28 protein-coding genes are annotated in these 26,455 nt (G+C 70.9%); 12 read left to right on the forward strand and 16 right to left on the reverse strand.

Annotated elements, in window-relative coordinates; translation table 11 throughout:
- Nucleotides 1-10 precede the first annotated feature (10 nt).
- Together EDD92_RS29355 and EDD92_RS29360 are read left to right on the forward strand one after the other, a co-directional pair.
- Entirely contained in the window at nucleotides 11-1,288 is a 1,278-nt protein-coding gene (locus EDD92_RS29355; RefSeq protein ID WP_185124449.1) for a thymidine phosphorylase, read from the forward strand.
- Between the two features lie 95 nt (nucleotides 1,289-1,383).
- Complete coding sequence (locus EDD92_RS29360) at nucleotides 1,384-1,977, forward strand: Uma2 family endonuclease (protein ID WP_123967115.1); 594 nt, start codon at nucleotides 1,384-1,386, stop codon at nucleotides 1,975-1,977.
- 5 nt (nucleotides 1,978-1,982) lie between these two features.
- Here the strand turns inward: EDD92_RS29360 and EDD92_RS29365 are convergent, their stop codons facing one another.
- A complete protein-coding gene (locus EDD92_RS29365) occupies nucleotides 1,983-2,903 on the reverse strand; it encodes an AEC family transporter (protein WP_123967116.1) in 921 nt (306 codons plus the stop codon).
- Nucleotides 2,904-3,046: 143 nt separating this feature from the next.
- On the opposite strand from EDD92_RS29365, the gene EDD92_RS29370 reads away from it, so the two are divergent.
- Nucleotides 3,047-3,433, forward strand: coding sequence for an STAS domain-containing protein (locus EDD92_RS29370; protein ID WP_123967117.1), 387 nt, complete (start codon nucleotides 3,047-3,049; stop codon nucleotides 3,431-3,433).
- On the opposite strand, the gene EDD92_RS29375 is transcribed toward EDD92_RS29370, so the two are convergent.
- Both EDD92_RS29375 and EDD92_RS29385 read right to left on the reverse strand, forming a co-directional pair.
- Nucleotides 3,317-4,342 carry a sigma-70 family RNA polymerase sigma factor gene (locus EDD92_RS29375; protein WP_123967118.1) on the reverse strand — a complete coding sequence of 342 codons (1,026 nt, stop codon included), beginning with the start codon at nucleotides 4,340-4,342 and terminating at the stop codon, nucleotides 3,317-3,319. The two genes, EDD92_RS29370 and EDD92_RS29375, sit on opposite strands and share 117 nt — an antisense overlap.
- Before the next feature lie 317 nt (nucleotides 4,343-4,659).
- Nucleotides 4,660-5,955: an MFS transporter gene (locus EDD92_RS29385; RefSeq protein WP_185124155.1), complete on the reverse strand. Its 1,296-nt coding sequence runs from the start codon at nucleotides 5,953-5,955 to the stop codon at nucleotides 4,660-4,662.
- A 63-nt stretch (nucleotides 5,956-6,018) separates the two neighbouring features.
- On the opposite strand from EDD92_RS29385, the gene EDD92_RS29390 reads away from it, so the two are divergent.
- Nucleotides 6,019-6,981 (forward strand): LysR family transcriptional regulator, encoded by a 963-nt coding sequence (locus EDD92_RS29390; protein WP_185124156.1) that lies wholly within the window; start codon nucleotides 6,019-6,021, stop codon nucleotides 6,979-6,981.
- Between the two features lie 137 nt (nucleotides 6,982-7,118).
- On the opposite strand, the gene EDD92_RS29395 is transcribed toward EDD92_RS29390, so the two are convergent.
- Nucleotides 7,119-7,880, reverse strand: a complete 762-nt coding sequence (locus EDD92_RS29395; RefSeq protein WP_123967120.1) for an alpha/beta hydrolase — start codon at nucleotides 7,878-7,880, stop codon at nucleotides 7,119-7,121.
- 113 nt (nucleotides 7,881-7,993) lie between these two features.
- On the opposite strand from EDD92_RS29395, the gene EDD92_RS29400 reads away from it, so the two are divergent.
- Nucleotides 7,994-9,151, forward strand: coding sequence for an adenosine deaminase (locus EDD92_RS29400; protein WP_123967121.1), 1,158 nt, complete (start codon nucleotides 7,994-7,996; stop codon nucleotides 9,149-9,151).
- 140 nt (nucleotides 9,152-9,291) lie between these two features.
- On the forward strand, nucleotides 9,292-9,645 hold the full coding sequence (locus tag EDD92_RS29405; RefSeq protein ID WP_123967122.1) for an ATP-binding protein: 354 nt from the start codon (nucleotides 9,292-9,294) through the stop codon (nucleotides 9,643-9,645).
- 76 nt (nucleotides 9,646-9,721) lie between these two features.
- Here the strand turns inward: EDD92_RS29405 and EDD92_RS29410 are convergent, their stop codons facing one another.
- From EDD92_RS29410 to afsQ1, 5 genes are all read right to left on the reverse strand, one after another.
- Nucleotides 9,722-9,925: a PspC domain-containing protein gene (locus tag EDD92_RS29410; protein WP_030929945.1), complete on the reverse strand. Its 204-nt coding sequence runs from the start codon at nucleotides 9,923-9,925 to the stop codon at nucleotides 9,722-9,724.
- A gap of 94 nt (nucleotides 9,926-10,019) precedes the next feature.
- Nucleotides 10,020-10,562: a VanZ family protein gene (locus tag EDD92_RS29415; RefSeq protein WP_123967123.1), complete on the reverse strand. Its 543-nt coding sequence runs from the start codon at nucleotides 10,560-10,562 to the stop codon at nucleotides 10,020-10,022.
- Nucleotides 10,563-10,740: 178 nt separating this feature from the next.
- Nucleotides 10,741-11,355 (reverse strand): hypothetical protein, encoded by a 615-nt coding sequence (locus tag EDD92_RS29420; RefSeq protein ID WP_123967124.1) that lies wholly within the window; start codon nucleotides 11,353-11,355, stop codon nucleotides 10,741-10,743.
- Nucleotides 11,352-12,917 (reverse strand): HAMP domain-containing sensor histidine kinase, encoded by a 1,566-nt coding sequence (locus EDD92_RS29425; protein WP_123967125.1) that lies wholly within the window; start codon nucleotides 12,915-12,917, stop codon nucleotides 11,352-11,354. Before EDD92_RS29425 ends, EDD92_RS29420 begins: the two co-directional genes overlap by 4 nt.
- A complete protein-coding gene (gene afsQ1 / locus EDD92_RS29430; RefSeq protein ID WP_030929935.1) occupies nucleotides 12,914-13,591 on the reverse strand; it encodes a two-component system response regulator AfsQ1 in 678 nt (225 codons plus the stop codon). Before afsQ1 ends, EDD92_RS29425 begins: the two co-directional genes overlap by 4 nt.
- Nucleotides 13,592-13,845: 254 nt before the next feature.
- Between afsQ1 and EDD92_RS29435 the strand changes: the two genes are divergently transcribed.
- The gene (locus EDD92_RS29435; RefSeq protein ID WP_030929932.1) at nucleotides 13,846-14,589 is read left to right on the forward strand and encodes a SigE family RNA polymerase sigma factor; all 744 of its coding nucleotides are present in this window, start codon (nucleotides 13,846-13,848) and stop codon (nucleotides 14,587-14,589) included.
- Nucleotides 14,590-14,785: 196 nt separating this feature from the next.
- Here the strand turns inward: EDD92_RS29435 and EDD92_RS29440 are convergent, their stop codons facing one another.
- On the reverse strand, nucleotides 14,786-15,421 hold the full coding sequence (locus tag EDD92_RS29440) for a uridine kinase (protein ID WP_123967126.1): 636 nt from the start codon (nucleotides 15,419-15,421) through the stop codon (nucleotides 14,786-14,788).
- Nucleotides 15,422-15,556: 135 nt separating this feature from the next.
- Between EDD92_RS29440 and EDD92_RS29445 the strand changes: the two genes are divergently transcribed.
- On the forward strand, nucleotides 15,557-15,958 hold the full coding sequence (locus tag EDD92_RS29445) for a hypothetical protein (protein WP_123967127.1): 402 nt from the start codon (nucleotides 15,557-15,559) through the stop codon (nucleotides 15,956-15,958).
- Nucleotides 15,959-16,032: 74 nt separating this feature from the next.
- On the opposite strand, the gene EDD92_RS29450 is transcribed toward EDD92_RS29445, so the two are convergent.
- From EDD92_RS29450 to deoC, 3 genes are read right to left on the reverse strand one after another with little or no spacing between them, the layout of a single operon-like run.
- The gene (locus EDD92_RS29450) at nucleotides 16,033-16,953 is read right to left on the reverse strand and encodes an aldehyde dehydrogenase family protein (RefSeq protein ID WP_123967128.1); all 921 of its coding nucleotides are present in this window, start codon (nucleotides 16,951-16,953) and stop codon (nucleotides 16,033-16,035) included.
- Nucleotides 16,946-18,382: an aldehyde dehydrogenase family protein gene (locus EDD92_RS29455; RefSeq protein WP_123967129.1), complete on the reverse strand. Its 1,437-nt coding sequence runs from the start codon at nucleotides 18,380-18,382 to the stop codon at nucleotides 16,946-16,948. The genes EDD92_RS29450 and EDD92_RS29455 overlap by 8 nt, the downstream gene beginning before the upstream one ends.
- 5 nt (nucleotides 18,383-18,387) lie before the next feature.
- Nucleotides 18,388-19,347 (reverse strand): deoxyribose-phosphate aldolase, encoded by a 960-nt coding sequence (deoC, locus tag EDD92_RS29460; RefSeq protein ID WP_123967130.1) that lies wholly within the window; start codon nucleotides 19,345-19,347, stop codon nucleotides 18,388-18,390.
- Nucleotides 19,348-19,577: 230 nt separating this feature from the next.
- Between deoC and EDD92_RS29465 the strand changes: the two genes are divergently transcribed.
- The 3 genes from EDD92_RS29465 (at nucleotide 19,578) to EDD92_RS51390 (ending at nucleotide 20,846) form a co-directional block, all read left to right on the forward strand.
- Nucleotides 19,578-20,279 (forward strand): PH domain-containing protein, encoded by a 702-nt coding sequence (locus EDD92_RS29465; protein WP_123967131.1) that lies wholly within the window; start codon nucleotides 19,578-19,580, stop codon nucleotides 20,277-20,279.
- 164 nt (nucleotides 20,280-20,443) lie between these two features.
- On the forward strand, nucleotides 20,444-20,632 hold the full coding sequence (locus tag EDD92_RS29470) for a hypothetical protein (RefSeq protein ID WP_123967132.1): 189 nt from the start codon (nucleotides 20,444-20,446) through the stop codon (nucleotides 20,630-20,632).
- Nucleotides 20,633-20,723: 91 nt separating this feature from the next.
- Entirely contained in the window at nucleotides 20,724-20,846 is a 123-nt protein-coding gene (locus EDD92_RS51390) for a hypothetical protein (RefSeq protein ID WP_260326825.1), read from the forward strand.
- 610 nt (nucleotides 20,847-21,456) lie between these two features.
- On the opposite strand, the gene EDD92_RS29475 is transcribed toward EDD92_RS51390, so the two are convergent.
- The 3 genes from EDD92_RS29475 to EDD92_RS29485 form a co-directional block, all read right to left on the reverse strand.
- Nucleotides 21,457-23,088, reverse strand: coding sequence for a phospho-sugar mutase (locus EDD92_RS29475; RefSeq protein WP_123967133.1), 1,632 nt, complete (start codon nucleotides 23,086-23,088; stop codon nucleotides 21,457-21,459).
- A 147-nt stretch (nucleotides 23,089-23,235) separates the two neighbouring features.
- A complete protein-coding gene (locus tag EDD92_RS29480) occupies nucleotides 23,236-24,060 on the reverse strand; it encodes a purine-nucleoside phosphorylase (protein ID WP_123967134.1) in 825 nt (274 codons plus the stop codon).
- 144 nt (nucleotides 24,061-24,204) lie between these two features.
- Entirely contained in the window at nucleotides 24,205-24,642 is a 438-nt protein-coding gene (locus EDD92_RS29485) for a gamma-glutamylcyclotransferase (protein WP_030929904.1), read from the reverse strand.
- 225 nt (nucleotides 24,643-24,867) lie between these two features.
- Between EDD92_RS29485 and EDD92_RS29490 the strand changes: the two genes are divergently transcribed.
- Nucleotides 24,868-26,316: an NAD(P)H-quinone dehydrogenase gene (locus tag EDD92_RS29490; protein WP_123967135.1), complete on the forward strand. Its 1,449-nt coding sequence runs from the start codon at nucleotides 24,868-24,870 to the stop codon at nucleotides 26,314-26,316.
- Nucleotides 26,317-26,455 lie beyond the last annotated feature (139 nt).

Below are 26,455 nucleotides of genomic sequence, written 5' to 3' on the forward strand. Positions count from 1 at the left end.
CCCCATGGCCATGGACGCCATCTCCGTCATCCGCACCAAGCGGAACCGCGGTGAGCTCAGCGACGAGCAGATCGACTGGGTCATCGACGCGTACACCCGCGGGGAGGTCGCCGACGAGCAGATGTCCGCGCTCGCCATGGCCATCCTCCTCAACGGCATGAACCGCCGTGAGATCGCCCGCTGGACCGCCGCGATGATCGCCTCCGGCGAGCGCATGGACTTCTCGTCCCTGTCCCGCCCGACGGCCGACAAGCACTCGACGGGCGGCGTCGGCGACAAGATCACCCTCCCGCTGGCGCCCCTGGTCGCGGCCTGCGGAGCGGCCGTTCCGCAGCTGTCGGGACGCGGCCTCGGCCACACCGGCGGCACCCTGGACAAGCTGGAGTCGATCCCCGGCTGGCGCGCGCTGCTGTCGAACGAGGAGATGCTGAACGTCCTCGACACGACCGGCGCGGTGATCTGCGCGGCGGGCGACGGCCTGGCCCCCGCGGACAAGAAGCTCTACGCGCTGCGGGACGTGACCGGCACGGTCGAGGCGATCCCGCTGATCGCCTCCTCGATCATGTCCAAGAAGATCGCCGAGGGCACCGGCTCCCTGGTCCTGGACGTGAAGGTGGGCACGGGCGCCTTCATGAAGACCATCGAGGACGCGCGGGAGCTGGCGTCCACCATGGTGGGCCTGGGTACGGACCACGGCGTGAAGACGGTCGCGCTGCTGACGGACATGTCGACCCCGCTCGGCCTCACCGCCGGCAACGCGCTGGAGGTCCGCGAGTCGGTCGAGGTCCTGGCGGGCGGCGGCCCCTCGGACGTCGTGGAACTGACCATCGCCCTCGCCCGCGAAATGCTGGACGCGGCCGGTGTGAAGGACGCCGACCCGGCGAAGGCCCTGGCCGACGGGTCCGCGATGGACGTCTGGCGCCGCATGATCGCGGCCCAGGGCGGCGACCCGGACGCGACCCTCCCCACGTCGAAGGAGCAGCACGTCATCAAGGCGCCGTCGTCCGGCGTCCTGACCCGCCTCGACGCCTACGACATCGGCGTCGCCGCCTGGCGCCTCGGCGCGGGCCGCGCCCGCAAGGAGGACCCGGTGCAGGCGGGCGCGGGCGTCGAGATGCACGCCAAGCCGGGCGACACGGTGACGGAGGGCCAGCCCCTGCTGACCCTGCACACGGACACCCCCGAGCGCTTCGAGTACGCGCTGCAGGCGGTGGAGGGGTCTTACGACATCGGGGTGGAAGCTACGGCCTTCACGGCTTCGCCCATCGTGCTGGAACGAATCGCCTGACCTGGGGGTTTCCTCGTTCGGGTGAACGGGATCGGTGGACCGCCGCCGGTCCCGTTCGGCATGCTGGGAGCGGTGACGACCGATTGGAGACCGCCATGAGCGCACTCGCCGCCGAGTCCGGGTCCCCCAGGGGAACGGGCTGGGACGAGATCGTCCGTGTCTGGGAAGAGACGGACGCTCCCGAGGGCAGCAAGGTGGAGATCATCGAAGGGGTCGTCACCGTGCCGCCGCCGCCGTCCGAAGAGCACAACGACACTGCTGAGCTGCTTCACGAGCTCCTGTACGGCGCACGACCTGCCGGCTGCGAGTGGGGTATCTATCAGACGCTCGGGCTGACGTGCCCAGAGACCGGCAGCCTCTTCGTTCCCGACCTGTGCGTGGTACCGAGAGCTGCCTTGCGCCGCGGAACGCGCGTGCACGCCGGCGAGGCGGAACTGGTCGTCGAGGTCACATCCCAGAGCAATGCGAACCACGATCGCATCAAGAAGGCCCATGGCTACGCCGTGGCGGGTGTGCCGCTCTACCTTCTCTTGGACGCCTGGCAGTCGGGGCGTCCCACGGCGACGCTCTACGGAGAACCGCAGAGCGGCACATATCGAGTCCTCACTTCGGTGGAATACGGCGAGGAGCTGACGCTGCCCGCACCCTTCAAGTTGGTTCTGGACACCGGCATCTTCCCGCTGAACTGAGATCCTCAGCCCAGCAACGCCGCCACCACCACGAGCACCGGCACCGACAACACCGTCGACAACAGGATCGAGTCCCTCGCCAGCCCCTCCGCCACCCGATAACGGCTCGCGTACGTGTACAGGTTCTGTGCGGCCGGCAGCGCCGACGTCACCACCACGTCGAGGAGCTGGTGGCCGTGCAGCCCGAACACCCCCACCGCCAAGGCCCACGCGGCCACCGGCTGGCCCACCGCCTTCAGTGCGACCGACAGGAACACGGGGAACCGGTCAGCGCCCCGCCCCGGCATCGTGCTGCCGCACAGGGAGATGCCGAAAGCCAGCAGGACCGCGGGCACCGACATGTTGCCGATCAGGGTCACCGGGTCCATGACCGGGCCCGGGACATGAACGCCGGTCGCGGCCACCGCGACGCCGGCCAGTGAACCGACCGCGATCGGGTTGCGCAGGGGCGTGAGCAGCCGAAGCCACAGCGGACCCTTCTCGCCCTTCCCCGACAGGTCCAGGATCGTCAGGGCGATCGGCGTGACCGCGATGATCTGGAACAGCAGCACCGGCGCCACCAGCGAGGCGTCGCCCAGCACATACACCGCGATCGGGATGCCGAGGTTGCCCGAGTTGACGTAACTGGAGCACAGGGCGCCGATCGTCGTACGCCCCACGCCCCAGCCCCGTACGACACCCATCGCGACGAAGACGCCCGCCGCCGCTGCCGTGCTCATCGCCGTCACCAGCAGCCGGCTGGAGAAGATCACCGACAGGTCGGCCCGGGCGAGCGTGGTGAACAGGAGGGCCGGGGACGCCACGTGGAAGGCCAGCTTGGTCAGCACCTCGCGTCCGTGCTCGCCGAGGTGGCCCTGCCGTCCGATGACGTAGCCCACCCCGATGACGACCGCGATGACCGCGAAGCCCGTCAGCACTCCCTGCACGACGCCCCCTCGGCGGGGAGGAGACCGTCGGGTATCCAGGGCGGTGCTGATGCTTGGGGCATACACCCAACCCTCTGGGGCACGAGGCCACCGGGTCAATGTGATCCCGGTCGGCGGACACGCCGCGTAGGCGGGCGCCGCCGATGAGTTCTGCCCGCCCGCCCGGTCTACCGCTCGTGGACGAAATGACACCCGCCGTACTCGTGCTGCCCGGCCCCGTCACCCGTGACGAGGCGGCCGGGCTGTGCGAGGACGTGCGCGCGCTGCTGGGGTCCACCGGGGCCGCGGTCGTGGTCGTCGACGTCGCCGCGATCGGGCCGCCGGGGCTGGGTGCCGTGGATCTGCTGGCGCGGCTGGAGCTGGCCGCCCGGCGGGCCGGGGGCCGGATACGGCTGCGCGATCCCGCCCCGTCCCTACACGCCCTCCTCGACCTGGTCGGGCTCCGCTTCGAGGTGGAGGGGCAGGCCGAACAGCGGGAACCAGCGCTCCGTGTCGAGGAAGAAGTGGAACCCGGAGAGCCCGCCGTCTGATATCTCCAGCACCTGCACCGCCCACGGGGTGAAGCCGCCCTTCTCCGGGTCCGGCTTGTACTGGGCGAACCCCGGCAGGCCGTTGACCTGGACCGGAAGCAGCCGGGAGCCCTCGCAGGCGGAGCCCAGGGTCGTCATGAAGCCCGTGATGTCGTCGTGGCCCGTCAGCCACAGGTCGAACGGCGGCATCGTCATCACGGCGTCCTCGTGCAGCAACGCCGTCAGTGCGGTCATGTCGTACCCCTCGAAGGCCGCCACATAGCGGTCCAGGAGCTTGCGCTGCTCCTCGTCGAGAGGGTCGGAGACGGCCGCGGCTGCCGCCTTGTCGCCCTGCTCGCGCTCGGCGAGCGTCGCCCGCGCCCGCTGCAGGGCGCTGTTGACGGACGCGACCGAGGTGCCGAGCAGCTCGGCGACCTCGCTCGCCTTCCAGGCCAGGACCTCGCGGAGGATCAGCACCGCCCGCTGCTTGGGCGGCAGTTGCTGCAGGGCCGCCATGAAGGCGAGCCGCACGGACTCCTTGGCGACGGCGGCTTCCGCCGGGTCCTCGACGGTCGGCAGCACGCGGGCGTCCGGCATCGGCTCCAGCCAGGTGTTGTCCGGGCGGGGGGAGAGGGCGGCCCGGGCGAGGGGCGTCGACTCGCTCAGGTCCATCGGGCGGGCGCGCTTGTTGCCGGCGGTCAGCATGTCCAGGCAGACGTTCGTCGCGATGCGGTAGAGCCAGGAGCGGAGGCTGGAGCGGCCCTCGAACTTCTCGTAACTGCGCCAGGCGCGGACCATCGTGTCCTGTACCGCGTCCTCGGCCTCGAAGGAGGAGCCGAGCATGCGGTAGCAGTAGCCGGTCAGCTCGACGCGGTGCTTTTCCAGCCTGACGTCGAGGTCTGTTGTCGTCGTCGCCGTACCGTCGCTCATGGTCCACCCACCCCTGTGGCATTCCTGTCGCGCGCCTTTGCGCCCAGCACGTCCGAAGCTAGCGCAGGGCACTGACAATGGCGTCCGGAGTGGAGGAAGGTGCAGGTCAGAAGGTTGTCCCCCCCGCCGCCCCTACCCGTCCCGTACCTGGGGGCTGCGCCCCCAGACCCCCGCTTCGGCCTGAACGGCCTCGTCCTCAAACGCCGGACGGGCTGAGATTGGCTGAGCCAAATCCAGCCCCTCCGGCGTTTGAGGAGCGGGGGTCCGGGGGCTGGCCCCCGGGTCCGGACGGGTAGGGGCGGCGGGGGCGAGGAAGTTCAGTGCACCGGCACCGGGGCCCGCCGCGCAGCGACCCGTGCCGCCCGCGACCCGAACACCGTGATCGTCACGACCCCCAGCACCGCCAGCAGCCCGACCCCCACTGTCCCGGACCAGCCGCCGGCGTGGAACGCCATGGCCCCGATCGTGCTGCCTGCGCTGGACCCGATGTAGTACGCCGACTGGTACAGGGCGGAGGCCTGCGCCCGCCCCGCCGTCGCCGTCTTGCTCACGGCCGACGACGCGACCGCATGCCCGGCGAAGAACCCCGCGGTGATCAGCACCAGCCCCAGCAGCACCGGCACCAGCGACCCCGCGAGGGTCAGGGCCAGGCCCGTCGCCGTCGTACCGCCCGCCAGATAAAGGGCTCCGCGGCGGCCCAGCCGCCCCACCAACCGGCCCGCGGTCGAGGCGGACACCGTACCCACCAGGTACACCAGGAAGATCGACCCGATGACGCCCTGCGGGAGCGAGAACGGCGCCTCCGTCAGGCGGTAACCGATCACCGTGTACACCCCGCCGAACACCGTCATGAACAGCGCACCGATCGCGTACAGCCGGCGCAGCAGCGGGTTCGACAGGTGGTCGCGCACCGTCCCGGCCAGGACCCGTGGCCGCAGCGAGCCCGCCCTGAAATGGCGCGGAGCGGGCAGCAGCAACCGGAATGCCACCGCACACACCACCGCGATCGCCCCGATCACACCGACCGCGGCCCGCCAGCCCCACTCCTGCGCGACCCACCCCGTGATGACCCGGCCGCTCATCCCGCCGACGCTGTTGCCCGCGACGAACAGCCCGATCGCCGTGACCAGCGCCTTCGGGCGGACCTCCTCCGCGAGATACGCGGTCGCCGAGGCAGGCAGTCCGGCCAGCGCCGCACCCTGCAGTGCCCGCAGCACGACCAGTACGCCCAGCGACGGCGCGAACGGGACCAGGAGCCCCACCGTCACCGCGACCGCCAGCGAGCCCGTCATCACCGTACGACGCCCGAACCGCTCCGACAGCGCACTCATCGGAAGGACGAACACCGCCAGACCACCGGTCGCCGCCGCCACCGTCCAGCTCGCCTCACTCGCCGCCACCCCGAACTCGCCCGAGATCAGCGGCAGCAGGGCCTGAGTGGAGTACAGCAGCGCGAAGGTCGCGACCCCGGCGAGGAAGAGCGCGAAGCTCATGCGGCGGTAGCCGGGCCCACCCGGCGTCATACGGGAATCGACGACAGGGACGACGGGGACGACGGGGACAACGGATTCGGCGCCCACGATGGTGGACGCCCCGGTACTGGCGGGAGACATGCCTCGAAGCTACGTACGACCCCGCTCATCCGTCCAATGCATGGAATCGCCATAATCGTTCCCATGGTGCATCAGCAGAGGTCACAAGCTCGCCTGTCACCGTCCAGTGACACAAAAGACACCGAGGACATCGTCTCGCTGCTCGCCCCGCGCCTCGCCCACTTCGCCGGCGTCGCCCGCACCGAGCACGTCACGCGCGCCGCCCAGGAGATGCAGGTCCCGCAGTCCACCCTCTCCAGGGCCATGGTCCGCCTCGAACAGGACCTGGGCGTCGACCTGTTCGCCCGCCGCGGCCGCACCGTCTCCCTCACCCCGGCCGGCCGTACCTTCCTCGGCTCCGTCGAACGCGCCCTCGCCGAGATCGAGCGCGCCGCCGAGGAGGTCCGAGCCGATGCCGACCCGGCCACCGGCAAGGTCGCCTTCGGCTTCCTGCACACCATGGGCGCGGAGACGGTCCCGGGTCTCATCCAGGCCTTCCGCGTCGACCATCCCCGCGTCCGCTTCAGCCTCGTCCAGAACTACGGCGAGGCGATGCTGGAGAAGCTGCGCGCGGGCGAACTCGACCTCTGTCTGACCTCCCCGGTCCCCGACGCCCCAGACCTGGTGGCCCGCCGCCTCGACGAACAGAAACTCCGCCTGGTCGTCCCCGCCGACCACCCCCTCGCGTCCCGCCGCCGCATCCGCCTGGCAGAAGCTGCCGACGAGACCTTCGTGACCCTCGAACCGGGCTACGGCATGCGCCTCATCACGGACGACCTCTGCAAGGAAGCGGGCTTCAAGCCCCGCATCGCCTTCGAGGGCGAGGAGGCGGAGACCCTGCGCGGCCTGGTGGCAGCAGGCCTCGGGGTGGCCCTCCTGCCCCCACCCGCCTTTCCCCGTCCAGGAGTTGTGGAACTCACGGTCACAGCCCCAAGAGCGGCCCGCGAAATCGGCGTCGCCTGGCTGGACGGCCACCCGGACACACCCCCCGTGGCCGCCTTCAAGAAGTTCCTGCTCTCAAGAAGGGGCAACTTGCTGCCGACCTGAGCGGGCAGCGCCCCTCAAGGGGCGCGGGACCCCGCCGCGGCAGCGGCTGATGTCACAGCCGATATGCGGCTCCGCCGCGTGGGCGCGAGCAAGCACACGCACCCCGCACCCCGCAACGAACCCGAACCCCCGAGCTCTCACCGGCGCAGAGACTTACCAAACCCCGCAGCCAAGGGCATCCGCAACCCCAAAGGAGGCGGAGCCGCCAGTGCATCCTCCACCGGCCGCGAGAACGACCGCCCGAACAACGCCCCCATCACGAAGTCCTCGGCCAGCGCCTGCACTTCACTCCGGTACTGGTGCAACCCATGACCGTCGGAGTGCACTTCGAACCGGCACACGTCCCGGTTCGCCTTCTTCGCCCGCGCCGCCAGCCGGAAGGAGAGCTCCGGGTCGGAGACGTCGTCATTCGTGCCATGAACAATCAGCACACGCCGCCCGGCGAGCTGCTTCACCGGTTCAGGCGAAGCCGCGACGTCCTCCTCGGGCAGCCAAGGCGCCATCGCCAGTACGGAGTTGACGGCCTCGTGCCCGCCCGCGCGCAGTGCGGCGCGGCCGCCCATGCCGAGGCCGGCGAGGCAGACGGGGACGTCCCCGTAGCGCCGTACGGCTTCGTCCGCGGCCCAGGAGGCGTCCCGTGCCAGATGTGCCTCGCTGCCGTTCCAGCCGCGGTAGCGGTAGTGGACGACATGCGTGGCCAGGCCCTCCTGCCGCCCCGCGCGGGCCAGGCGGCGGCCCAGTGCGCGTACGGAGGCGGTCGCCAGCATGGGGGACGGTCTGCGGGCCGACTCCTCGTCGCCGCCGGGGAGCAGCAGAACCACTCCGCTCACCGCCGTCGGCTCCGGGCCGAGTGCCCTCCCCAGTCGGGCCCGTCGAACCGGCGTCGCTTGGTGTGCCATGACAGAACAGTGTCAGAAGCGCGGGTGTACGTGTCCCGTCCTTGCGGTCACCGTTACGTATCGACGGAGTTGTACAAGGCGCGATCTACGCGCGTAGGAGGTAGAGTGCGGAAATGACGAGCCAGACCATCTCGAACACCCCGACGCCGGAGCAGATCCGCCGGGCGCCGAAGGTTCTGCTGCACGACCACCTCGACGGCGGTCTCCGCCCGGGGACGATCGTCGAACTCGCCCGCGACGCGGGCTATGACCGCCTCCCCGAGACCGACTCCGACAAGCTCGGCGTCTGGTTCCGGGAGGCCGCCGACTCCGGTTCTCTGGAGCGGTACCTGGAGACCTTCTCCCACACCGTCGGCGTGATGCAGACCCGGGACGCGCTGGTGCGGGTCGCGCGCGAGTGTGCCGAGGATCTCGCCGAGGACGGGGTCGTGTACGCCGAGGTGCGGTACGCCCCCGAGCAACATCTGGAGGGCGGGCTCAGCCTCGAGGAGGTCGTCGAGGCCGTCAACGAGGGCTTCCGGGAAGGGGAGCGGCTCGCGCGCCAGAGCGGTCACCGGATCCGCGTCGGCGCCCTGCTCACCGCCATGCGGCACGCCGCGCGCGCCCTGGAGATCGCCGAACTCGCCAACCGTTACCGGGACCTGGGTGTGGTGGGCTTCGACATCGCGGGTGCCGAGGCCGGTTACCCGCCCACCCGGCACCTCGACGCCTTCGAGTATCTGAAGCGCGAGAACAACCACTTCACCATCCACGCCGGTGAGGCCTTCGGGCTGCCGTCCATCTGGCAGGCCCTGCAGTGGTGCGGCGCCGACCGGCTCGGGCACGGAGTGCGCATCATCGACGACATCCAGGTGCACGCCGACGGCTCGGTGAAGCTCGGGCGGCTCGCCTCGTACGTACGGGACAAGCGCATCCCGCTCGAACTGTGCCCCAGCTCCAACCTCCAGACCGGGGCGGCGGAGTCGTACGCCGAACACCCGATCGGGCTGCTGCGGCGACTGCACTTCCGTGCGACCGTGAATACGGACAATCGACTCATGTCCGGCACGAGTATGAGCCGGGAATTCGAGCACCTTGTCGACGCCTTCGGTTATTCGCTCGACGACATGCAGTGGTTCTCCGTCAATGCGATGAAATCAGCGTTCATTCCTTTCGATGAACGACTGGCGATGATCAATGACGTGATCAAGCCCGGATATGCCGAGCTGAAGTCCGAATGGCTGTTCCAGCAGACCGCTTCCACCAGCGGTTCTGTGCCCTCGGAGGGGTGACTGGGGATATTGGGGTGTGTGGAATGGGGACGGGTATTCACAACCCGTTCGCATTTCGATGTTTGCGGCAAGCGGGTGCCCGTGTTTACGGTCGTGGACACCGCTCACATTTCCCCAACCCCATTTCGAGGACGCATTTCATGAAGCAGTCTGCTGCCAAGACCCTCGGTGTCGCCGCTCTCGGTGCCGCCTTCGCCGCCACGGGCGCGGGCGCCGCGAACGCGGCCCCGGCGGTCCCGGACGCCACCGGCACGCTGGGGTCCGTCACCAGCGCGCTCCCGGCGCAGAACGTCTCCCAGGCGCTGCCGGGTGCCCAGGCGGCGGTGGCCCAGGGCAAGCCCGCCCTCGAACGCGGTCTGTCCTCCGTGCAGCCGTCCGCCCGTGCGCTCGCCGACGGCCCGTCCGCGCCGGTCGCCGGGCTGCTCGGCGGTATGCCGGTGCAGTCGAGCCTGCCCACGCACGGCCTGCCCGTGAACGGTCTGCCGATCGGCTGACCCGCCTCTGAACGCGCCGATGGGGCGCACCCCCGGGCACGGGGTGCGCCCCATCGGCGTACCTGCGAGAAGGGGCTCACCAGGCGGTGCGGGCCGCCTTCTCCTCCGAGGGCAGCAGGATCCACAGCGCTATGTAGAGCAGGAACTGCGGGCCCGGCAGCAGGCAGGAGAGCAGGAAGATCACGCGCATGGTGGTCGCGGAGGTGCCGAAGCGCCGCGCCAGACCGGCGCACACGCCGCCGATCATGCGGCCGTGGGTGGGGCGGACGAGGGCGGACATGTGCGGCTCCTTCGTGAGCGTCGGGGTGAGGGCCTCTTGGCGGCTTCCTCATCTGTCTTCAACGCTACGGAGACGAAGGGGGCAAAGCGTCGCTCTACGGTGCGATCCCGACCCTGGGAAACGTCGGGGTTCGACCCTGAACCGCTTCCTCCTGGCGGACGGCCGCCCGTTCCTCCCGCTCGGACCTGCGGCGGAGCCAGGAGCGGGCCGCGGGGACGATCGCGAGGTGGGCGAGGGCCACGCCCACGGTGTTCATGAGTACCGAGTCCACGTCCGGGACGCGGCCCGGGACCCCGGTCTGCAGCAGCAGGATGCCCAGGGAGACCAGCGCGCCCGCGGCGACCGTACGGACGAACGAGGCGAACGGGAAGGCCCACAGCCTGCCGTGTGCCATCGGGAGCAGTACGCCGAGCGGCGCGAGGAGGCCGACGCCCTCGCCGATGCGGCGGGCCGCCGCCGGCCGGCCCAGGGCCAGGTCGGCGCGTATGCCGGCGAACGGATGCAGGTTGGGGGGCATCACCCAGGGCACATCCAGCGGGCGCAGCGTGAGCCAGGCGACGAACGCGAGGTGCGCGACGAGGAGGACACCCCCTGTCACACGGATGCGGAAGCGCTCCGCGCGGAGGCCGGTCTCCAATCCGCGGGTCGGTTGTGGCTGGTCGCGCAGTTCCCCGCGCCCCCTGGGGGGCGCGGTAGTCCACCGGGTCTCACCGGTCCCGCCTTGATGCTGCACGCCCCCCTAGACGCCGCCTGCGGCGGGATCGGTTCCGGGTCGTCCGCAGGTACCTGTATGAGGCCTCCACCACACCCGTATGTCAGCCGCCCGTAACCTCGCTCGACGGCGGCTGCTCGGTGCCCGGGCGGGAGCGGACCTCGTCCGTGCACTCGTAGCGGCGCAGCGGCTCCTTGCCGGGGCCCCCGAGGATGACCGAGCCGTCGCCCTCGGCCGCCGCCGAGTCGGAGAACGTGCAGACGACCTGGGCGAGCGCGAAGGACGTGAGGTCGCCGGGCGGGTTGCTCAGCCGGAGCGTGTCGTCGGGGTCACCGGAGCGGGGGCCGCTCACGGTCATGCCGCCACGGACGTCCGTGGTGTACCCGGCCTCCTTCTCGGCGGGCGACGGCGTCGCCGCGAGCTGGTCGAGGAGTCCCTGCGCCACCAGCACCCGCCGCTTCGAGTCCGGGGAGCCGTCCGGGACCCGTACCGTCCGGTCCACGGCGACCAGCGAGGAGCCGCACAGCAGGAACACCTGCACGGGCAGCCCGCGCGAGGCCTGGGTCGAGACCTGCGGCTGGGCCGGCGAGCACTGCACCTGGGAGGGCGCCGCCCCGAAGTCCGTGGGCACCTCGGTGGGCCGGATGCCGCAGCCGGTGAGCAGAGCGGCCAGGGCGGCGAGGACGGGGAGCGCCGGCAGGCGGCGTCGTACGGTCATGAGGCGTTCCCGTTCTTCCCCGTGTCCTTCTCGGCCTCCTCCGTCAGCGCCGACGCGTCCCGCGGCAGCCGCAGCGTGAACACCGCACCTCCGTCGGGGGAGTTGGCGGCGGTGATCTCACCGCCGTGGATGTGGGCGTTCTCCAGGGCGATGGACAGTCCGAGTCCGCTGCCCTCGGAGCGCGGGCGGGAGGCGCTCGCCTTGTAGAAGCGGTCGAAGACGTGCGGCAGGACGTCCTCGGGGATGCCGGGCCCGTGGTCGCGCACCGCGATGACGATCCGGTCGTCCTCGGGCCGTACCGAGACCCGCACCGGCGACCCGCCGTGCTTGAGCGCGTTGCCGATCAGGTTGGCGAGTATCACGTCCAGGCGGCGCGGGTCGAGACGGGCGTGGAGGCCGCGCTCGGCGTCCAGGTCCACCGCGTCCAGCCAGGCCCGGGCGTCGATGCACGCCGTGATCTGGTCGGCGAGGTCGACGTCGTCCAGGACCAGCCGGGCGGTGCCCGCGTCGAAGCGGGTGACCTCCATGAGGTTCTCGACGAGGTCGTTGAGCCGCCGGGTCTCGCTGACGACGAGCCGTACGGCAGGCTCGATCATCGGGTCCATCGACCCGGACTCGGCCTCCAGCTCCTCCTCCAGGATCTCCGTCACGGCGGTGATCGCGGTGAGCGGAGTACGGAGCTCATGACTCATGTCGGCGACGAACCGCCGGGACGCATCGTCCCGCGCGGCCATGTCCTCGACCCGCTTCTCCAGCGCCTCGGCCGCGTAGTTGAACGTCCGTGACAGATCGGCGAGTTCGTCGGTCCCCGACACCCTGAGCCGGGTGTCCAGCTTGCCCTCGCCGAGTCTGCGCGCGGCGACCCCGAGCCGCTGCACGGGCTTGAGCACGGTCGAGGCGGCGGCCTGCGCGAGCAGCGCCGAGCCGACCAGCGCGAGCCCGGTGGCGATCCCCAGCGACCAGGCCAGGGAGTTGAGGTCCTTGGCCTCCGGCTCCAGAGACTTGAGCATGTAGCCGGTCGCCCCGCCGTTGATCACCCTCGTGCCCGCCACCAGGTACGGCGTGCCGTGGTCGACGACACGCTGCCAGTACAGGTGGTAGGCGTACTTGTTGTCGGAGTCGACCTGCTGCTTCCTGGTCACGGCCGCGCGCAGCGACTTGGGCACGTCCTGCAGCGAGAAGCCGTCCAGGCCGCCCGAACTGCCGTAGACCGTCTTGCCGTCGGCGTCCTGCGCGACGAGCAGCACGCTGAAGCGCTGGCTGCTGTTCGCCATCTGCCCCGCGGTGTGCTGCAGTTCGTCCTGCGAGGGGTGCGCGGTCAGGGTGCCCGCCCGGGTCTGCATCGCCTGCCGGAAGTCGCCGAGCACCGCGTCCTGGGTGCGGGTGAGCACGGCCTCGCGGTTGAGCCAGTACGCGATCCCGGACGCGGAGACGGCCGCGGTGAGCGCCACCAGGCCGAACACGACGACCAGGCGGAGCCGGAGACTGGTGAAGCGCAGCCGTGAAAGATGTCCCTTGCGGGTCGCGGCCCAGCCGCGAACCCCCCCTTGCGCTTCGGTCACTGAGGCGTGTCCAGCCGGTAGCCCACGCCCCGCACGGTACGGATCAGCGTCGGGGACGACGGCACGTCCTCGACCTTGGCACGCAGCCGCTGGACGCACGCGTCCACCAGCCGGGAGTCGCCCAGATAGTCGTGTTCCCACACCAGCCGCAGCAACTGCTGCCGGGACAGCGCCTGGCCGGGCCGCCGGCTCAGCTCCAGGAGCAGCCTGAGCTCGGTCGGCGTGAGCTGCAGGTCCTCGCCGTTCTTGGTCACGGTCATGGCCGCGCGGTCGATGACCAGGCTGCCGAAGCTCGCCGCGTCGGTCGACTCGCGATCCCCGCGCCGCAGCACGGCCCGGATCCGGGCGTCGAGCACCCGCCCCTGGATCGGCTTGACCACATAGTCGTCCGCGCCGGACTCCAGGCCCACGACCACATCGATGTCGTCACTGCGCGCGGTGAGCAGAATGATCGGCAGCTGGTCCGTGCGCCGGATGCGCCGGCACACCTCGAACCCGTCGATGCCGGGCAGCATCACATCCAGCACGATCAGGTCCGGCCGCTGCTCGCGCAGGAGCTTCAGACCGTCCTCACCGGTGGCAGCGGTGGCAACCCGGTGACCCTGGCGCGTAAGGGACAGCTCCAGGGCCGTACGGATGGCGTCGTCATCCTCGATCAGCAACAGGGTAGGCACGCGCTCATTCTGGCCCATGGTGGGGCGGGGTTTCGACTCCTGCTGCGGACCTGTACGCCTGCGTGCCCGTACCGCTCTTCTCTGTGACCGTGCTGTGCCTTCCCTGCGGCCGACCCCTGTGACAGGTCTGTGACAGTCGGCGGACACGGCCATGAAGGTGCGAGGGCAAGCTTCTCGGCACAGGCAAGGAAGCACCGCAGAGATCCACCGCCTGAGCAAGCCGAACACCGGAAGTCCACGACGGGGGGCGCGAGATGAACATGCTGCACAGCACCAGCACCAGCGCAGTGATCACGCGCCTGCACGACGTGAACGGGGGCCGGGGTTCCGAGAAGTCCGGTGCCGTGAGCGGGCGGGGGTGCGCTCGCGGCGCCGGGCGTCAGCACACCGCGTACATGACGGTGGTTGACACCTTCACGGGGGAAACGCACGGGGGAAGCGCGTACAGGGAGGACACGGGGGAGCGTCGGTCGCTGTCGGAGGCGGAGTTCACCGCCTACGTCCAGGAGCGCCGCGCCTCCCTGTACGCCACCGCCTACCACCTGACCGGTGACCGCTTCGAGGCCGAGGACCTGCTGCAGAGCGCGCTGTTCTCGACGTACAAGGCCTGGGACCGGATCAGCGACAAGGCCGCGGTCGGGGGCTACCTCCGCCGCACCATGACGAACCTGCACATCAGCGCGTGGCGCCGCCGCAAGCTGAACGAATACCCGACCGAGGAACTGCCGGAGACGCCCGGCGACACGGACGCGATGCGCGGCACGGAGCTGCGTGCGGTCCTGTGGCAGGCGCTCGCCCGCCTCCCCGAACTCCAGCGCACCATGCTGGTCCTGCGCTACTACGAGGGCCGCACGGACCCGGAGATCGCGGAGATCCTCGACATCAGTGTCGGCACGGTGAAGTCCAGCATCTGGCGGTCGCTCCGCCGGCTGCGCGAGGACGAGGTCCTCAGCTTCGGCCGTGACGAGGAGGACGCCTTCGGGGAGCTCGTCGCCTGAGGGTTGGGGGGAACAGTAAGTAACGGGGGAAGTACGGGGGAGCAGTAACCGGGGGGACCCACGGGGGACCAACGGGGTTCATGGGGGAAGCACCACGGGGGAACGGGGGAAGCGGGACTGGAGGGCCGGGGGGTCCGTCCAGTCCCGCTTTTGCTTGTGCTCCCGCTTTTGTGTGCTCCCGCTTTTGTGTGTGCGGTCAGCGTGTGGGGGTCGCCGCCGGGCGCCGGCCCACCGCGGCCGCGGCCAGCCGGCCCAGGGCCTCGTCCCGGTCGCAGGCGTGGGCGCCGAGGGCCGTCTGGCGGGCGATGATCGAGCGTTCCTGGCGCATCAGGCGCCAGCCGCGGCGCAGCAGGAACGGGACCGACTTGCGGCCCTCCTTGAGATCGCGCAGGAAGCGGCGGCGGAACGTGCGGACCGCGCCGCGGTTCAGGCACAGGGCGTCGGCCAGCAGCCCCAACTCCCGGCAGCGCTCGACTATCTCGGCCGCGAAGATGCCCTCCGCGATGAACAGCGGGGTCCGCCCTATGTCGACGGTCTCCTCGCCGGTGCGGGCGGAGCGGGAGATGTCGTAGACGGGGATCTTCGTACGGCCGGTGCGGCACAGCTCCGCGATCGCGGCGACGGCCGTGTCCGCGTCCCAGGAGTCCGGGTGGTCCCAGTCGATGTCGGAGCTTCCCGTCACCAGCGGCAGCGTCGGGTCCTCGCCCTCCTTGTAGAAGTCGTCGAGGCGCAGTACGGGGAGGCCCGAGCGGGCGGCGACAAGGGACTTGCCCGAGCCCGAGGGGCCGCAGAGCAGCACGACGCGGGCGGGGGAGGGGAGATGGATGCTCACGGGACACCAGTTTGACGTATTCCGTACGCGCTGCCGACCCCGCGGGTCGGCTTTGGAGTGCGCATCACATCTCAACTACCCTTCGTGTCGACCTGATTACTCAGCGAATCCAGTGAATACAAGGTGACTACTGCCATGGCACGACACGCTTCCCCCTCCAAGCCCCACGCCCGGCGCGTCCTGATCGCCCTCGCGACCGTCTCGGCGGCCCTGGGTGCGAGCGCGGCGACGGCGTCCGCGGACTCCACGGCCGCCGTGAAGGTGCCGTTGTCGCCGGCCACCGCGGCCAACGCGCTCGGCAAGCTCGACCCGCAGAAGAGCCTGCAGGCGCCGACCGGCCAGGTGCGGTCCGTCACCGGCTCCGTCCAGGGCCTCAAGCGGGGCGCCCTCACCCGTAACACCGTCAACCCGACGGACAACCACATCGCCGGCCCGCTCTCCGGGCTGAGCTACCTCGCCGAGACGAGCCCGGTCGGTACGGTTCCGGCGGCGCTGACGACGGCCGCCATGCTGCTGGGCGGACCCCGCCTGGTCTGAACCCGGCCCGCGCATGAGAGAGCCGCGTCTTCCCCGGACGGAGGGAGGACGCGGCTCTCGGCTTTGCAGTGGGCTCAGTACGCCGAGCCCGACGCGCCCAGCGAACCCGTCGGGTGCCAGACCGTCTTCGTCTCCAGGAACGCCGTCATGCGCTCGGTGCCCGGAGTCGCCGACCAGTCGGCTTCATCCACAGGCTGTGGACGGAGAACCCGCTTCAGGTTGTCCGCCGCCGCGATCTCCAGTTCCTTCGCCTGTACGTCGTCGGCGCCGGCGAGGTCGATCGCGTTGACGTCCTGGTGCGCGGCCAGCGGTGCCGCGATCTCCGCCGTACGGCCGGAGAGGACGTTGACGACGCCGCCGGGAAGGTCGGAGGTGGCCAGGACCTCGCCCAGGGACAGCGCGGGGAGCGGGGACTGCTCGGAGGCCACCACGACCGCCGTGTTGCCCGTCGCGATCACCGGGGCGATCACCGAGACCAGGCCGAGGAACGACGACTCCTGGGGGGCCAGGACCGCGACCACGCCCGTCGGCTCGGGGGAGGACAGGTTGAAGTACGGGCCCGCGACCGGGTTTCCGCCGCCGACGACCTGGGCGATCTTGTCGGTCCAGCCCGCGTACCAGACCCAGCGGTCGATCGCCGCGTCGACGACAGCGGCCGCCTTCGACTTCGACAGGCCCTCCGAGTCGGCCACTTCACGCACGAACTGCTCGCGACGGCCCTCCAGCATCTCGGCGATGCGGTAGAGGATCTGACCGCGGTTGTACGCCGTCGCGCCCGACCACGCGCCGAACGCCTTGCGCGCGGCGACCACGGCGTCACGGGCGTCCTTGCGGGAGGAAAGGGGCACGTTGGCCAGCCAGTTGTCCTTGGAGTCCGTCACCTCGTACACCCGGCCGCTCTCGGAACGCGGGAACTTCCCGCCGACGTACAGCTTGTAGGTCTTGAAGACCGACAGACGGTCGAAACGCTCGGTCTTTTCGGTCTTCTCAGACATCGAGGTACGCCTCCAGGCCGTGGCGGCCGCCCTCGCGGCCGAAGCCCGACTCCTTGTAGCCGCCGAACGGCGAGGTCGGGTCGAACTTGTTGAACGTGTTGGACCAGACGACGCCCGCACGGAGCTTGTTCGCGACGGCGAGGATCCGCGAACCCTTCTCCGTCCAGATGCCCGCCGACAGGCCGTACGGGGTGTTGTTGGCCTTCGCGACCGCCTCGTCCGGGGTGCGGAAGGTGAGGACGGACAGCACCGGGCCGAAGATCTCGTCGCGGGCGATCCGGTGCGCCTGGGTGACGTTCGTGAAGAGCGTCGGGGCGAACCAGTAGCCGGAGGACGGGATTTCGCAGGCCGGGGACCAGCGCTCGGCGCCTTCCGCCTCGCCCTGTTCGACGAGGGTGGTGATGCGGGAGAGCTGCTCCTCGGAGTTGATCGCGCCGATGTCCGTGTTCTTGTCGAGCGGGTCGCCGAGCCGGAGGGTGGAGAGGCGGCGCTTGAGCGAATCCAGGAGCTCGTCCTGGATCGACTCCTGGACGAGGAGGCGGCTGCCCGCGCAGCAGACCTGGCCCTGGTTGAAGAAGATGCCGTTGACGATGCCCTCGACGGCCTGGTCGATCGGGGCGTCGTCGAAGACGATGTTGGCGCCCTTGCCGCCCAGTTCGAGGGTGAGCTTCTTGCGCGAGCCCGCCACCGTGCGGGCGATCTCCTTGCCGACCGCCGTCGACCCCGTGAACGCGACCTTGTTGACGTCAGGGTGCGCGACGAGCGCGGCGCCCGTGTCGCCGTAGCCGGGAAGGATGTTGACGACGCCCTTGGGGAGGCCGGCCTGGCGGCAGATGTCCGCGAAGAACAACGCCGACAGCGGGGTGGTCTCGGCCGGCTTCAGCACCACCGTGTTGCCCGTCGCCAGCGCGGGCGCGATCTTCCACGCCAGCATCAGGAGCGGGAAGTTCCAGGGGATGACCTGGCCGGCGACGCCCAGCGGTCGCGGGTTCGCTCCGAACCCGGCGTGGTCGAGCTTGTCGGCCCAGCCCGCGTAGTAGAAGAAGTGCGCGGCGACCAGAGGGAGGTCGGCGTCGCGGGTCTCCTTGATCGGCTTGCCGTTGTCCAGCGTCTCCAGGACCGCCAGCTCACGGCTGCGCTCCTGGATGATCCGGGCGATGCGGAACAGGTACTTGGCGCGCTCGGCGCCGGGCAGCGCCGACCACTTCTCGAACGCCTTGCGGGCGGCCTTCACCGCGCGGTCGACGTCCTCTGAACCGGCCTGGGCGACCTCCGACAGCACCTCCTCGGTGCTCGGGGAGACCGTCTTGAAGACCTTGCCGTCGGCCGCGTCCGTGAACTCGCCGTCGATGAACAGGCCGTAGGACGGCGCGATGTCGACGATCGAGCGGGACTCGGGTGCCGGGGCGTATTCGAATGCGGATGCCATGGTGATCAGTCCACCGTCACGTAGTCGGGGCCGGAGTAGCGGCCGGTGGCCAGCTTCTGACGCTGCATCAGCAGGTCGTTCAGGAGCGAGGAGGCGCCGAAGCGGAACCAGTGGTTGTCCAGCCAGTCCTCGCCCGCGGTCTCGTTGACCAGGACGAGAAACTTGATGGCGTCCTTGGAGGTGCGGATACCGCCGGCGGGCTTCACGCCGACCTGGATGCCGGTCTGCGCGCGGAAGTCGCGCACGGCCTCCAGCATCAACAGGGTGTTGGCGGGGGTGGCGTTGACCGCGACCTTGCCGGTGGACGTCTTGATGAAGTCCGCCCCCGCCAGCATGCCGAGCCAGCTCGCGCGGCGGATGTTGTCGTACGTCGACAGCTCGCCGGTCTCGAAGATGACCTTGAGGCGGGCCGACGTCCCGCAGGCCTCCTTCACGGCGACGATCTCGTCGTACACCTTCATGAAGTTGCCCGCGAGGAACGCCCCGCGGTCGATGACCATGTCGATCTCGTCGGCGCCCGCGGACACGGCCTCGCGCACGTCGGCCAGCTTCACGGCGATCGGCGCGCGGCCCGCCGGGAAGGCGGTGGCGACCGAGGCGACCTTCACGGAGGAGCCGGCGACGGCCTCCTTCGCGGCGGGCACCATGTCGGGGTAGACGCAGACGGCCGCGGTCGCGGGGGTCGCAGGGTCCGTGGGGTCGGGGTGGACCGCCTTGGCGCCGAGCGCCCGGACCTTGCCCGGGGTGTCCGCGCCTTCCAGCGTCGTCAGGTCGACCATCGAGATGGCGAGGTCGATGGCGTACGCCTTCGCGGTCGTCTTGATGGAACGGGTGCCGAGCGAGGCGGCGCGCGCCTCCAGGCCGACCGCGTCGACGCCGGGCAGCCCGTGGAGGAAGCGGCGCAGCGTGCTGTCGGACGCGGCGACGTCAGCGAGAGCGTGTGCTGTGGGTGCAGTGGTGGGCATGGTCACCAGACGAGCATATCTACGCGCGTAGCGGCTGTACACCCCGGAAGAGCGGCTCTGTGAACCGCAGGGGACGAATCCGACCTCGAGGGACGCGAGGCTGTATCAATATGCGGCTCCGCCGCGTGGGCGCGACAAGCCACCCACGACCAGCACCCGCAGACGGACAGATCCCCCACGGCGCTCAGGCGCATCCGCTCCCGCCGGCAGGCTGAGGCAGAATCGGCACCATGACGACCCCGGACCACGAGTCCCCAGCACCGCAGCCACCGGCCTCCGAGTTCAAGGACCGGGCCTACCGGTCGTCCGGGGGTATCGCCGGCGGCGTCCTGCTGCTTGCCATCGCGGGCTGGCTGGGCATCGACGCGATCGTCTCGGGGCACGGCCGCACCCCCTGGCTGGCGCTCGCCACAATGATCCTCGTCGCGCCGCTGATCGTGGCCTTCACACTCCGCCCCGCCGTCCACGCCAACGAGGAGCGGCTGCGCATCCGCAACCCCTTCCGCATCGTCGTCGTGCCCTGGGGGGAGGTCCTCCTGCTGCGGTCCGGCTACTCCAACGAGGTGGTCGTGAAGTCCGGCGGCAAGTACCAGCTGTGGGCCGTCCCCGTCTCGCTGCGGGCGCGGAAGAAGGCGGCACGGCAGGAGGCCAGGGGGGCGATGGACCGGTCCGGCGGGGCGAGCCGCGTGGCCGCGGGGGGCCGTCTGAGCGGTGTCTTCGGGCGCGGCGGGCTCCCGACCGGCGCCGCCGTCCCCGAGGGGCCCGTGCGCGCCGAGAGCGACAAGGTCATGGACGACCTGCGCGCGCTGCTCGAGGCCCATGAGCAGGTGGAGACGGCGCAGGGCGAGGTGACGGTGCGCTGGGCGTACGAGATCGCGGGTCCGGCGCTGGCCGGGGCGGTGCTGCTGGCGATTCTGGTGGCGACGGGCTGACCTGCACCTGCGCCGCCGGGCAGGCCTGGCCGTGATCTCAGGGCTACCGCTTCACCGCTTTCTTCGGCATGCTCGCCTCACACCTCGGCCACGACGGCCATCCCCCCACCCGGACGGAACCGAGTACCGCTGCCACCTCGGTGGTCCTGAGTGTCCGGAAAACCATGAGCGCGCCTCCCCGGCAGCTGCCCGCTGCCGCGATACCCGACGGCTGCCCGCCCTGGGAAGGCATGTCCACGCGCCGCTGGACGCAGGCGTCGGTGCCTCGCTGGGTGCCGGTGCGGGTGCCCCTGCGCGTGATCCTGCTGGTGAACCTGTGCGCCCTGCTCGCCGCTTGCGGGCTCGCCGACTGACGGGTGCACCCCTTCGCCGACGCGTTCCTCGCGCTGCACGTGGTGTGGCCGCTGGTGCGGCCCGAGATCGTACGGATCACCGCGGCCGGCGATGTGGCGGGAGCCCGCCTACCGGCCGTTCGCCGCGGCCGGTGAGCGGGAGCGCAGGCGTCTGCTGTGGCCGGTGGCCCTGCTCGTGGCGCTCGTCTGGGCCGCGGGTCTGATCCTGGCGTAGGTCCGGCTCCCGGCGCGCTCGGCCACAGCAGGACCCTGTGCGCGCTGAGGCACGCCGAGCCGGGCACGGCAGCCGTCAGAAGAGGGTGCGGCAGCGGCCGGAGGCGCGGGTCAGGTGCAGGGCCACCGGCAGCAGGAGCGGGAAGCCCGGCAGGGGACGCGGGCGCGCGGGAACCTCCGCCGACGACACGACCCCGCTCGCGCTCGGTGCCGGCGTAAGCAGACGCCGCCGCTGCCCAGGACGATCGCCGACAGGACGCGGACCGCACGCCATGGGGCTGCGGCTCTCGGCCGGCGGGCGCGGTCGTCGCTCCGGGTGTCGGCCGGAATACGGTCGTGGACAGGGGGCTCCGGGACCGGCTCGGCGGTGCGCTTCCGGTCCACCGGTGTCCGGGCGTCCGGGCGGGGTGGTGCGGCCGGGTCAACAGCCCTGGGTAAAACACTCGAAGGGGAGCCCCGGGCGGTGGCCGGGGGCACCCCTTCAAGTTCGAGCGGTACGGCAGGTTGACTCGGGATTGCCTCGTGATGGCCGCACCGGTCATCCCGGCCTACCTGCCTTTCTGCACGGGGTCCGGGGGTTGCCCCCGGGAAAGCGCAGTGAGCGGTACGGCTCAGATGCCGGCCGCCGCCGACAGGTCCCGCTTGATCGCCGCGAGGAGGCCGCCCGCGGTGGCGTGGGCAGCCGGGAGGCCGGCGTGCGTGGCGACGGGGACCACGACCTCCAGGTAGCACTTCAGCTTGGGCTCCGTGCCGCTCGGGCGGACGATGACGCGGGCGCCGTCGAGCGTGTACCGCAGCCCGTCGGTGGGGGGCAGCTTGTCGGTGCCCCGGGTGAGGTCCTCGGCCCTGGTGATGGCGAGGCCCGCAAGCTCGGTCGGCGGCTGCTCCCGCAGCTGCTGCATGGCGCGCGCGATGACCGACAGGTCCTCCACCCGGACCGAGAGCTGGTCGGTGGCGTGCAGACCGTGCTCCACGGCGAGGTCGTCGAGGAGGTCCGGCAGGGTCCGCCCCTCCTCCTTGAGCTCGGAGGCCAGCTCGGTGATCAGCAGCGCGGCGGTGATGCCGTCCTTGTCGCGCACCCCGTCCGGGTCCACGCAGTAGCCGAGGGCCTCCTCGTAGCCGTAGCGCAGCCCCTCGACGCGGGCGATCCACTTGAAGCCGGTCAGGGTCTCCTCGTACGGCAGACCCGCCTTCTCGGCGATACGGCCGAGGAGGGAGGAGGAGACGATCGACTCGGCGAAGGTGCCCTGGGCGCCGCGCCTGACCAGGTGGGCGGCGAGCAGCGCGCCGACCTCGTCGCCGCGCAGCATCCGCCAGTCGCCGCCGTCCTTGACCGCCACGGCGCAGCGGTCGGCGTCGGGGTCGTTGGCGATGATCAGGTCCGGGTCGGTCGCACGGGCCTGTGCGAAGGCGAGGTCCATGGCGCCCGGCTCTTCCGGGTTGGGGAAGGCGACGGTCGGGAAGTCCGGGTCGGGCTCGGCCTGCTCGGCGACGAGGACGGGCTCCGGGAAACCGGCGCGCGCGAACGCGGCGAGCAGGACGTCCTTGCCGACGCCGTGCATGGCCGTGTAGACGGTGCGCGCGGTGCGCGGGGAGCCAGTGGCGAGCACCGCGTCCGTGCGGGCCAGATAGGAGTTCAGGACGCTGTCGTCGAGGGTCTCCCAGCCGGCTTCGGGACGCGGTACGTCGTCCAGGGAGACGATCGCGTCGATCTCGGCGGCGATCTCCGCGTCGGCCGGCGGCACGATCTGCGAACCGTCGCCGAGATAGACCTTGTAGCCGTTGTCACGGGGCGGGTTGTGGCTGGCCGTGACCTCCACGCCCGCGACCGCGCCGAGGTGCCTTATCGCGTAGGCGAGCACGGGGGTGGGCAGCGGGCGGGGGAGCACCGCGGCCCGCAAGCCCGCGCCCGTCATCACGGCCGCCGTGTCGCGCGCGAAGTCGGCGGACTTGTGCCGGGCGTCGTAGCCGATGACGACGAGCCCGCCGCGCTCTCCCTTGGCGTTGAGATACGCGGCCAGACCGGCGGCGGCACGGATGACGACCGCACGGTTCATCCGCATCGGGCCGGCACCGAGCTCACCGCGCAGACCTGCGGTGCCGAACTGGAGGGTGCCGCTGAATCGCTCTTCGAGCTCCGCGACGTCACCGGCCTCGATGAGCTTGGCGAGCTCGTCGCGGGTCTCGGGGTCGGGGTCCTCGGCGAGCCAGGTCGAGGCCCGGGCGATGAGATCGTCGTGCACGGTCGGTCAGCCTCTCGTTGTGGTCCGGGGGATTCCGGGGCTGTGCTTTCCAGCGCCGGTCGGCAGTCTCAGCCCGTCCGGCGTTTGAGGGCGAGGCCGTTCAGGCCGAAGCGGGGGTCTGGGGGCGGCAGCCCCCAGCAACGGCGCCTACAGCCGGCCGAGCACCTGAGCGATCAACGACCCCATCCGAGTCGCCGAGTCCCGCCCCGCCTGCAGAACCTCCTCGTGGTTCAACGGCTCACCCGTCATCCCGGCAGCCAGGTTCGTCACGAGGGAAATACCCAGCACCTCGGCCCCCGCCTCCCGCGCCGCGATGGCTTCCAGGACCGTCGACATGCCCACCAGGTCCGCCCCGATCACCCGGGCCATCCGGATCTCGGCCGGCGTCTCGTAGTGCGGGCCGGGGAACTGGGCGTAGACGCCCTCCTCCAGGCTGGGGTCGATCTCCTTGCACAGGGCGCGCAGCCGCGGGGAGTACAGGTCCGTCAGGTCGACGAAGTTCGCGCCGACGATCGGCGAGGTCGCCGTCAGGTTGATGTGGTCGCTGATCAGCACCGGCTGCCCGGGCCGCATGCCCTCGCGCAGCCCGCCGCAGCCGTTGGTCAGCACCACGGTCTTGCAGCCGGCGGCGACGGCGGTGCGGACGCCGTGCGCGACGGCGGCGACACCGCGGCCCTCGTAGAAGTGCGTACGGCCCAGGAAGACCAGGGCCCGCTTCTCGCCGATCTTGTACGAGCGGATCTTGCCGCCGTGACCCTCCACCGCCGGCGGCGGGAAACCGGGCAGCTCGGTGACGTGGAGCTCGGCGTCGGGTGCGCCGAGGGCGTCCACGGCCGGTGCCCAGCCGGAGCCCATCACGAGGGCGACGTCGTGGGTCTCGGCGCCGGTCAGTTCGCGCAGACGCGCGGCGGCGGCGTCGGCGGCGGCGTGCGGGTCGCCCTGGATGTCGTCCGGAAGAAGAGATGCGTTCACGCGTCGAGGGTAGCCGCTCAATGCCTACGCGCGTAGATGGCAGAGCTCACGGGATGGCGATCGTTGTCTTGTCGTTTCCAACGAACGCCGTGACACAACGGGACCTTTGCGACCCCTGTGGTCCAACTGTGAACCTGACGTGCCTCAGCAGGGCCGTTTCCGCAGCTCCATCACATAGTCGTGCGGCGCGCCCGCGGACTCTGCGGCATCGGCGATCTCGCCGAGATACCGGGCCGACGGCAGACCGCCCTCGTACCCGTCGAGGACGTACGTCCACGCCGACTCCTCGCCCTCCAGCGTGTGCACCCGCACCCGCATCCGGCGGTAGACGCCCAGGCCGACGCCCTCCCAGCGGTCCATGGACTCCTCGTCCGGCGGCGCGATGTCGTACAGCGCGACGAAGACCTGCGAGAACGGGTCCTCGACGATCGTCGCCAGCGCCCCCTCCCAGCCCATGTGCTCGCCGCCGAACGTCAGCCGCCACTCGTTCAGCCAGCCCGTGGCGCGCATCGGCGAGTGCGGGGCGCGGCGGGTCATCAGCCGCGCGTCGAGGTTGCCGGCGTACGCGGCGTAGAGCGACATGGGTCGAGAGTACGGCAGCCGACCCACGCACCCCTGACGTATCAGCGGCCCCGGAGGCCCTGCCGTCGGATTCCCGCCTGCCTGGCGACGCCTGGTGCGTGCGCTCGCAAGGCGCCGGACGCCGCCATGCCCGCCCTCCGGGCGGACGACGGGAATCCGACGGGAGGCCCTTGCCGACCCATTGCCCCGCCCCCCGGGCAGTAGCACCTTGAGCGGTGCGGGACAATGGGGTACGTGACTCGGATCGTGATCATCGGTGGCGGACCCGGCGGATACGAGGCGGCCCTGGTGGCCGCCCAGCTCGGCGCGGAGGTGACCGTCGTCGACTGCGACGGTCTGGGCGGGGCGTCGGTGCTGACCGACTGCGTACCGTCGAAGACCCTTATCGCCACGGCCGAGGTGATGACCACCTTCGACTCGTCGTACGAGGAGCTCGGCATCATCGTCGCCGACGACACCCCGCCGCTGGAGCAGGCGGCCCGGGTGGTCGGCGTGGACCTGGGCAAGGTCAACCGCCGTGTGAAGCGGCTCGCCCTCGCCCAGTCGCACGACATCACCGCCTCAGTCACCCGCGCCGGCGCCCGGGTCATGCGCGGCCGCGGACGGCTGGAGGGAATGCAGGCCCTCGACGGCTCCCGCAAGGTGATCGTCTCCGCCGCCGACGGCACCGAGGAGACCCTCATCGCCGACGCCGTACTGATCGCCACCGGCGGCCACCCGCGCGAGGTGCCCGACGCCCAGCCCGACGGCGAGCGGATCCTCAACTGGACGCAGGTGTACGACCTGAACGAGCTCCCCGAGGAGCTCATCGTGGTCGGGTCGGGTGTGACCGGCGCCGAGTTCGCCGGTGCCTACCAGGCCCTGGGGTCGAAGGTCACCCTGGTCTCCTCCCGGGACCGCGTGCTGCCGGGCGAGGACCCGGATGCCGCCGCCGTCCTCGAGGACGTCTTCCGCCGCCGCGGCATGAACGTCATGGCCCGCTCCCGCGCCGCCGCCGCCAAGCGGGTCGGCGACCGCGTCGAGGTCACCCTCTCCGACGGCCGTGTCATCACGGGCACGCACTGCCTGATGGCGGTCGGCGCCATCCCCAACAGCGAGGGCATGGGCCTGGAGGAGGCCGGCGTCAAGCTGCGCGAGTCCGGGCACATCTGGACCGACAAGGTCTCGCGGACGACCGCTCCCGGTGTGTACGCCGCCGGTGACGTGACGGGCGTCTTCGCCCTCGCCTCCGTGGCCGCCATGCAGGGACGTATCGCCATGTACCACTTCCTCGGCGACGCGGTGGCCCCGCTGAATCTGAAGACCGTCTCGTCCAACGTCTTCACCGACCCGGAGATCGCCACCGTCGGCTACACGCAGGCCGACGTCGACGGGGGCAAGATCGACGCCCGAGTGGTCAAACTCCCGCTCCTGCGCAACCCGCGCGCCAAGATGCAGGGCATCCGCGACGGCTTCGTGAAGCTCTTCTGCCGCCCCGGTACGGGCATTGTGGTCGGCGGTGTGGTCGTGTCCCCGCGCGCCTCGGAACTGATCCATCCGATCTCGATCGCCGTCGACAACAATCTGACGGTCGAACAGATCGCGAACGCGTTCACCGTGTATCCCTCCCTTTCGGGGTCGATCGCGGAGGTCGCCCGGCAGCTCCACACGCGCAAGACCGGCGGCGAAGTCTGACGGCCGAAACCGACTCCTCGCTGGTCACAGGGAGTTGTCGAGCATGCGTACGGCATAGGCGGGGCGAGTAGGCCCTATACCACTTCCCGCGCTTCTGTGCGAACAACTTCTGCTATTCGGCGCAAACAGCTGAAAGCAG

It is taken from the genome of Streptomyces sp. TLI_185 (assembly GCF_003814765.1).
Classification (GTDB): Bacteria; Actinomycetota; Actinomycetes; order Streptomycetales; family Streptomycetaceae; genus Streptomyces.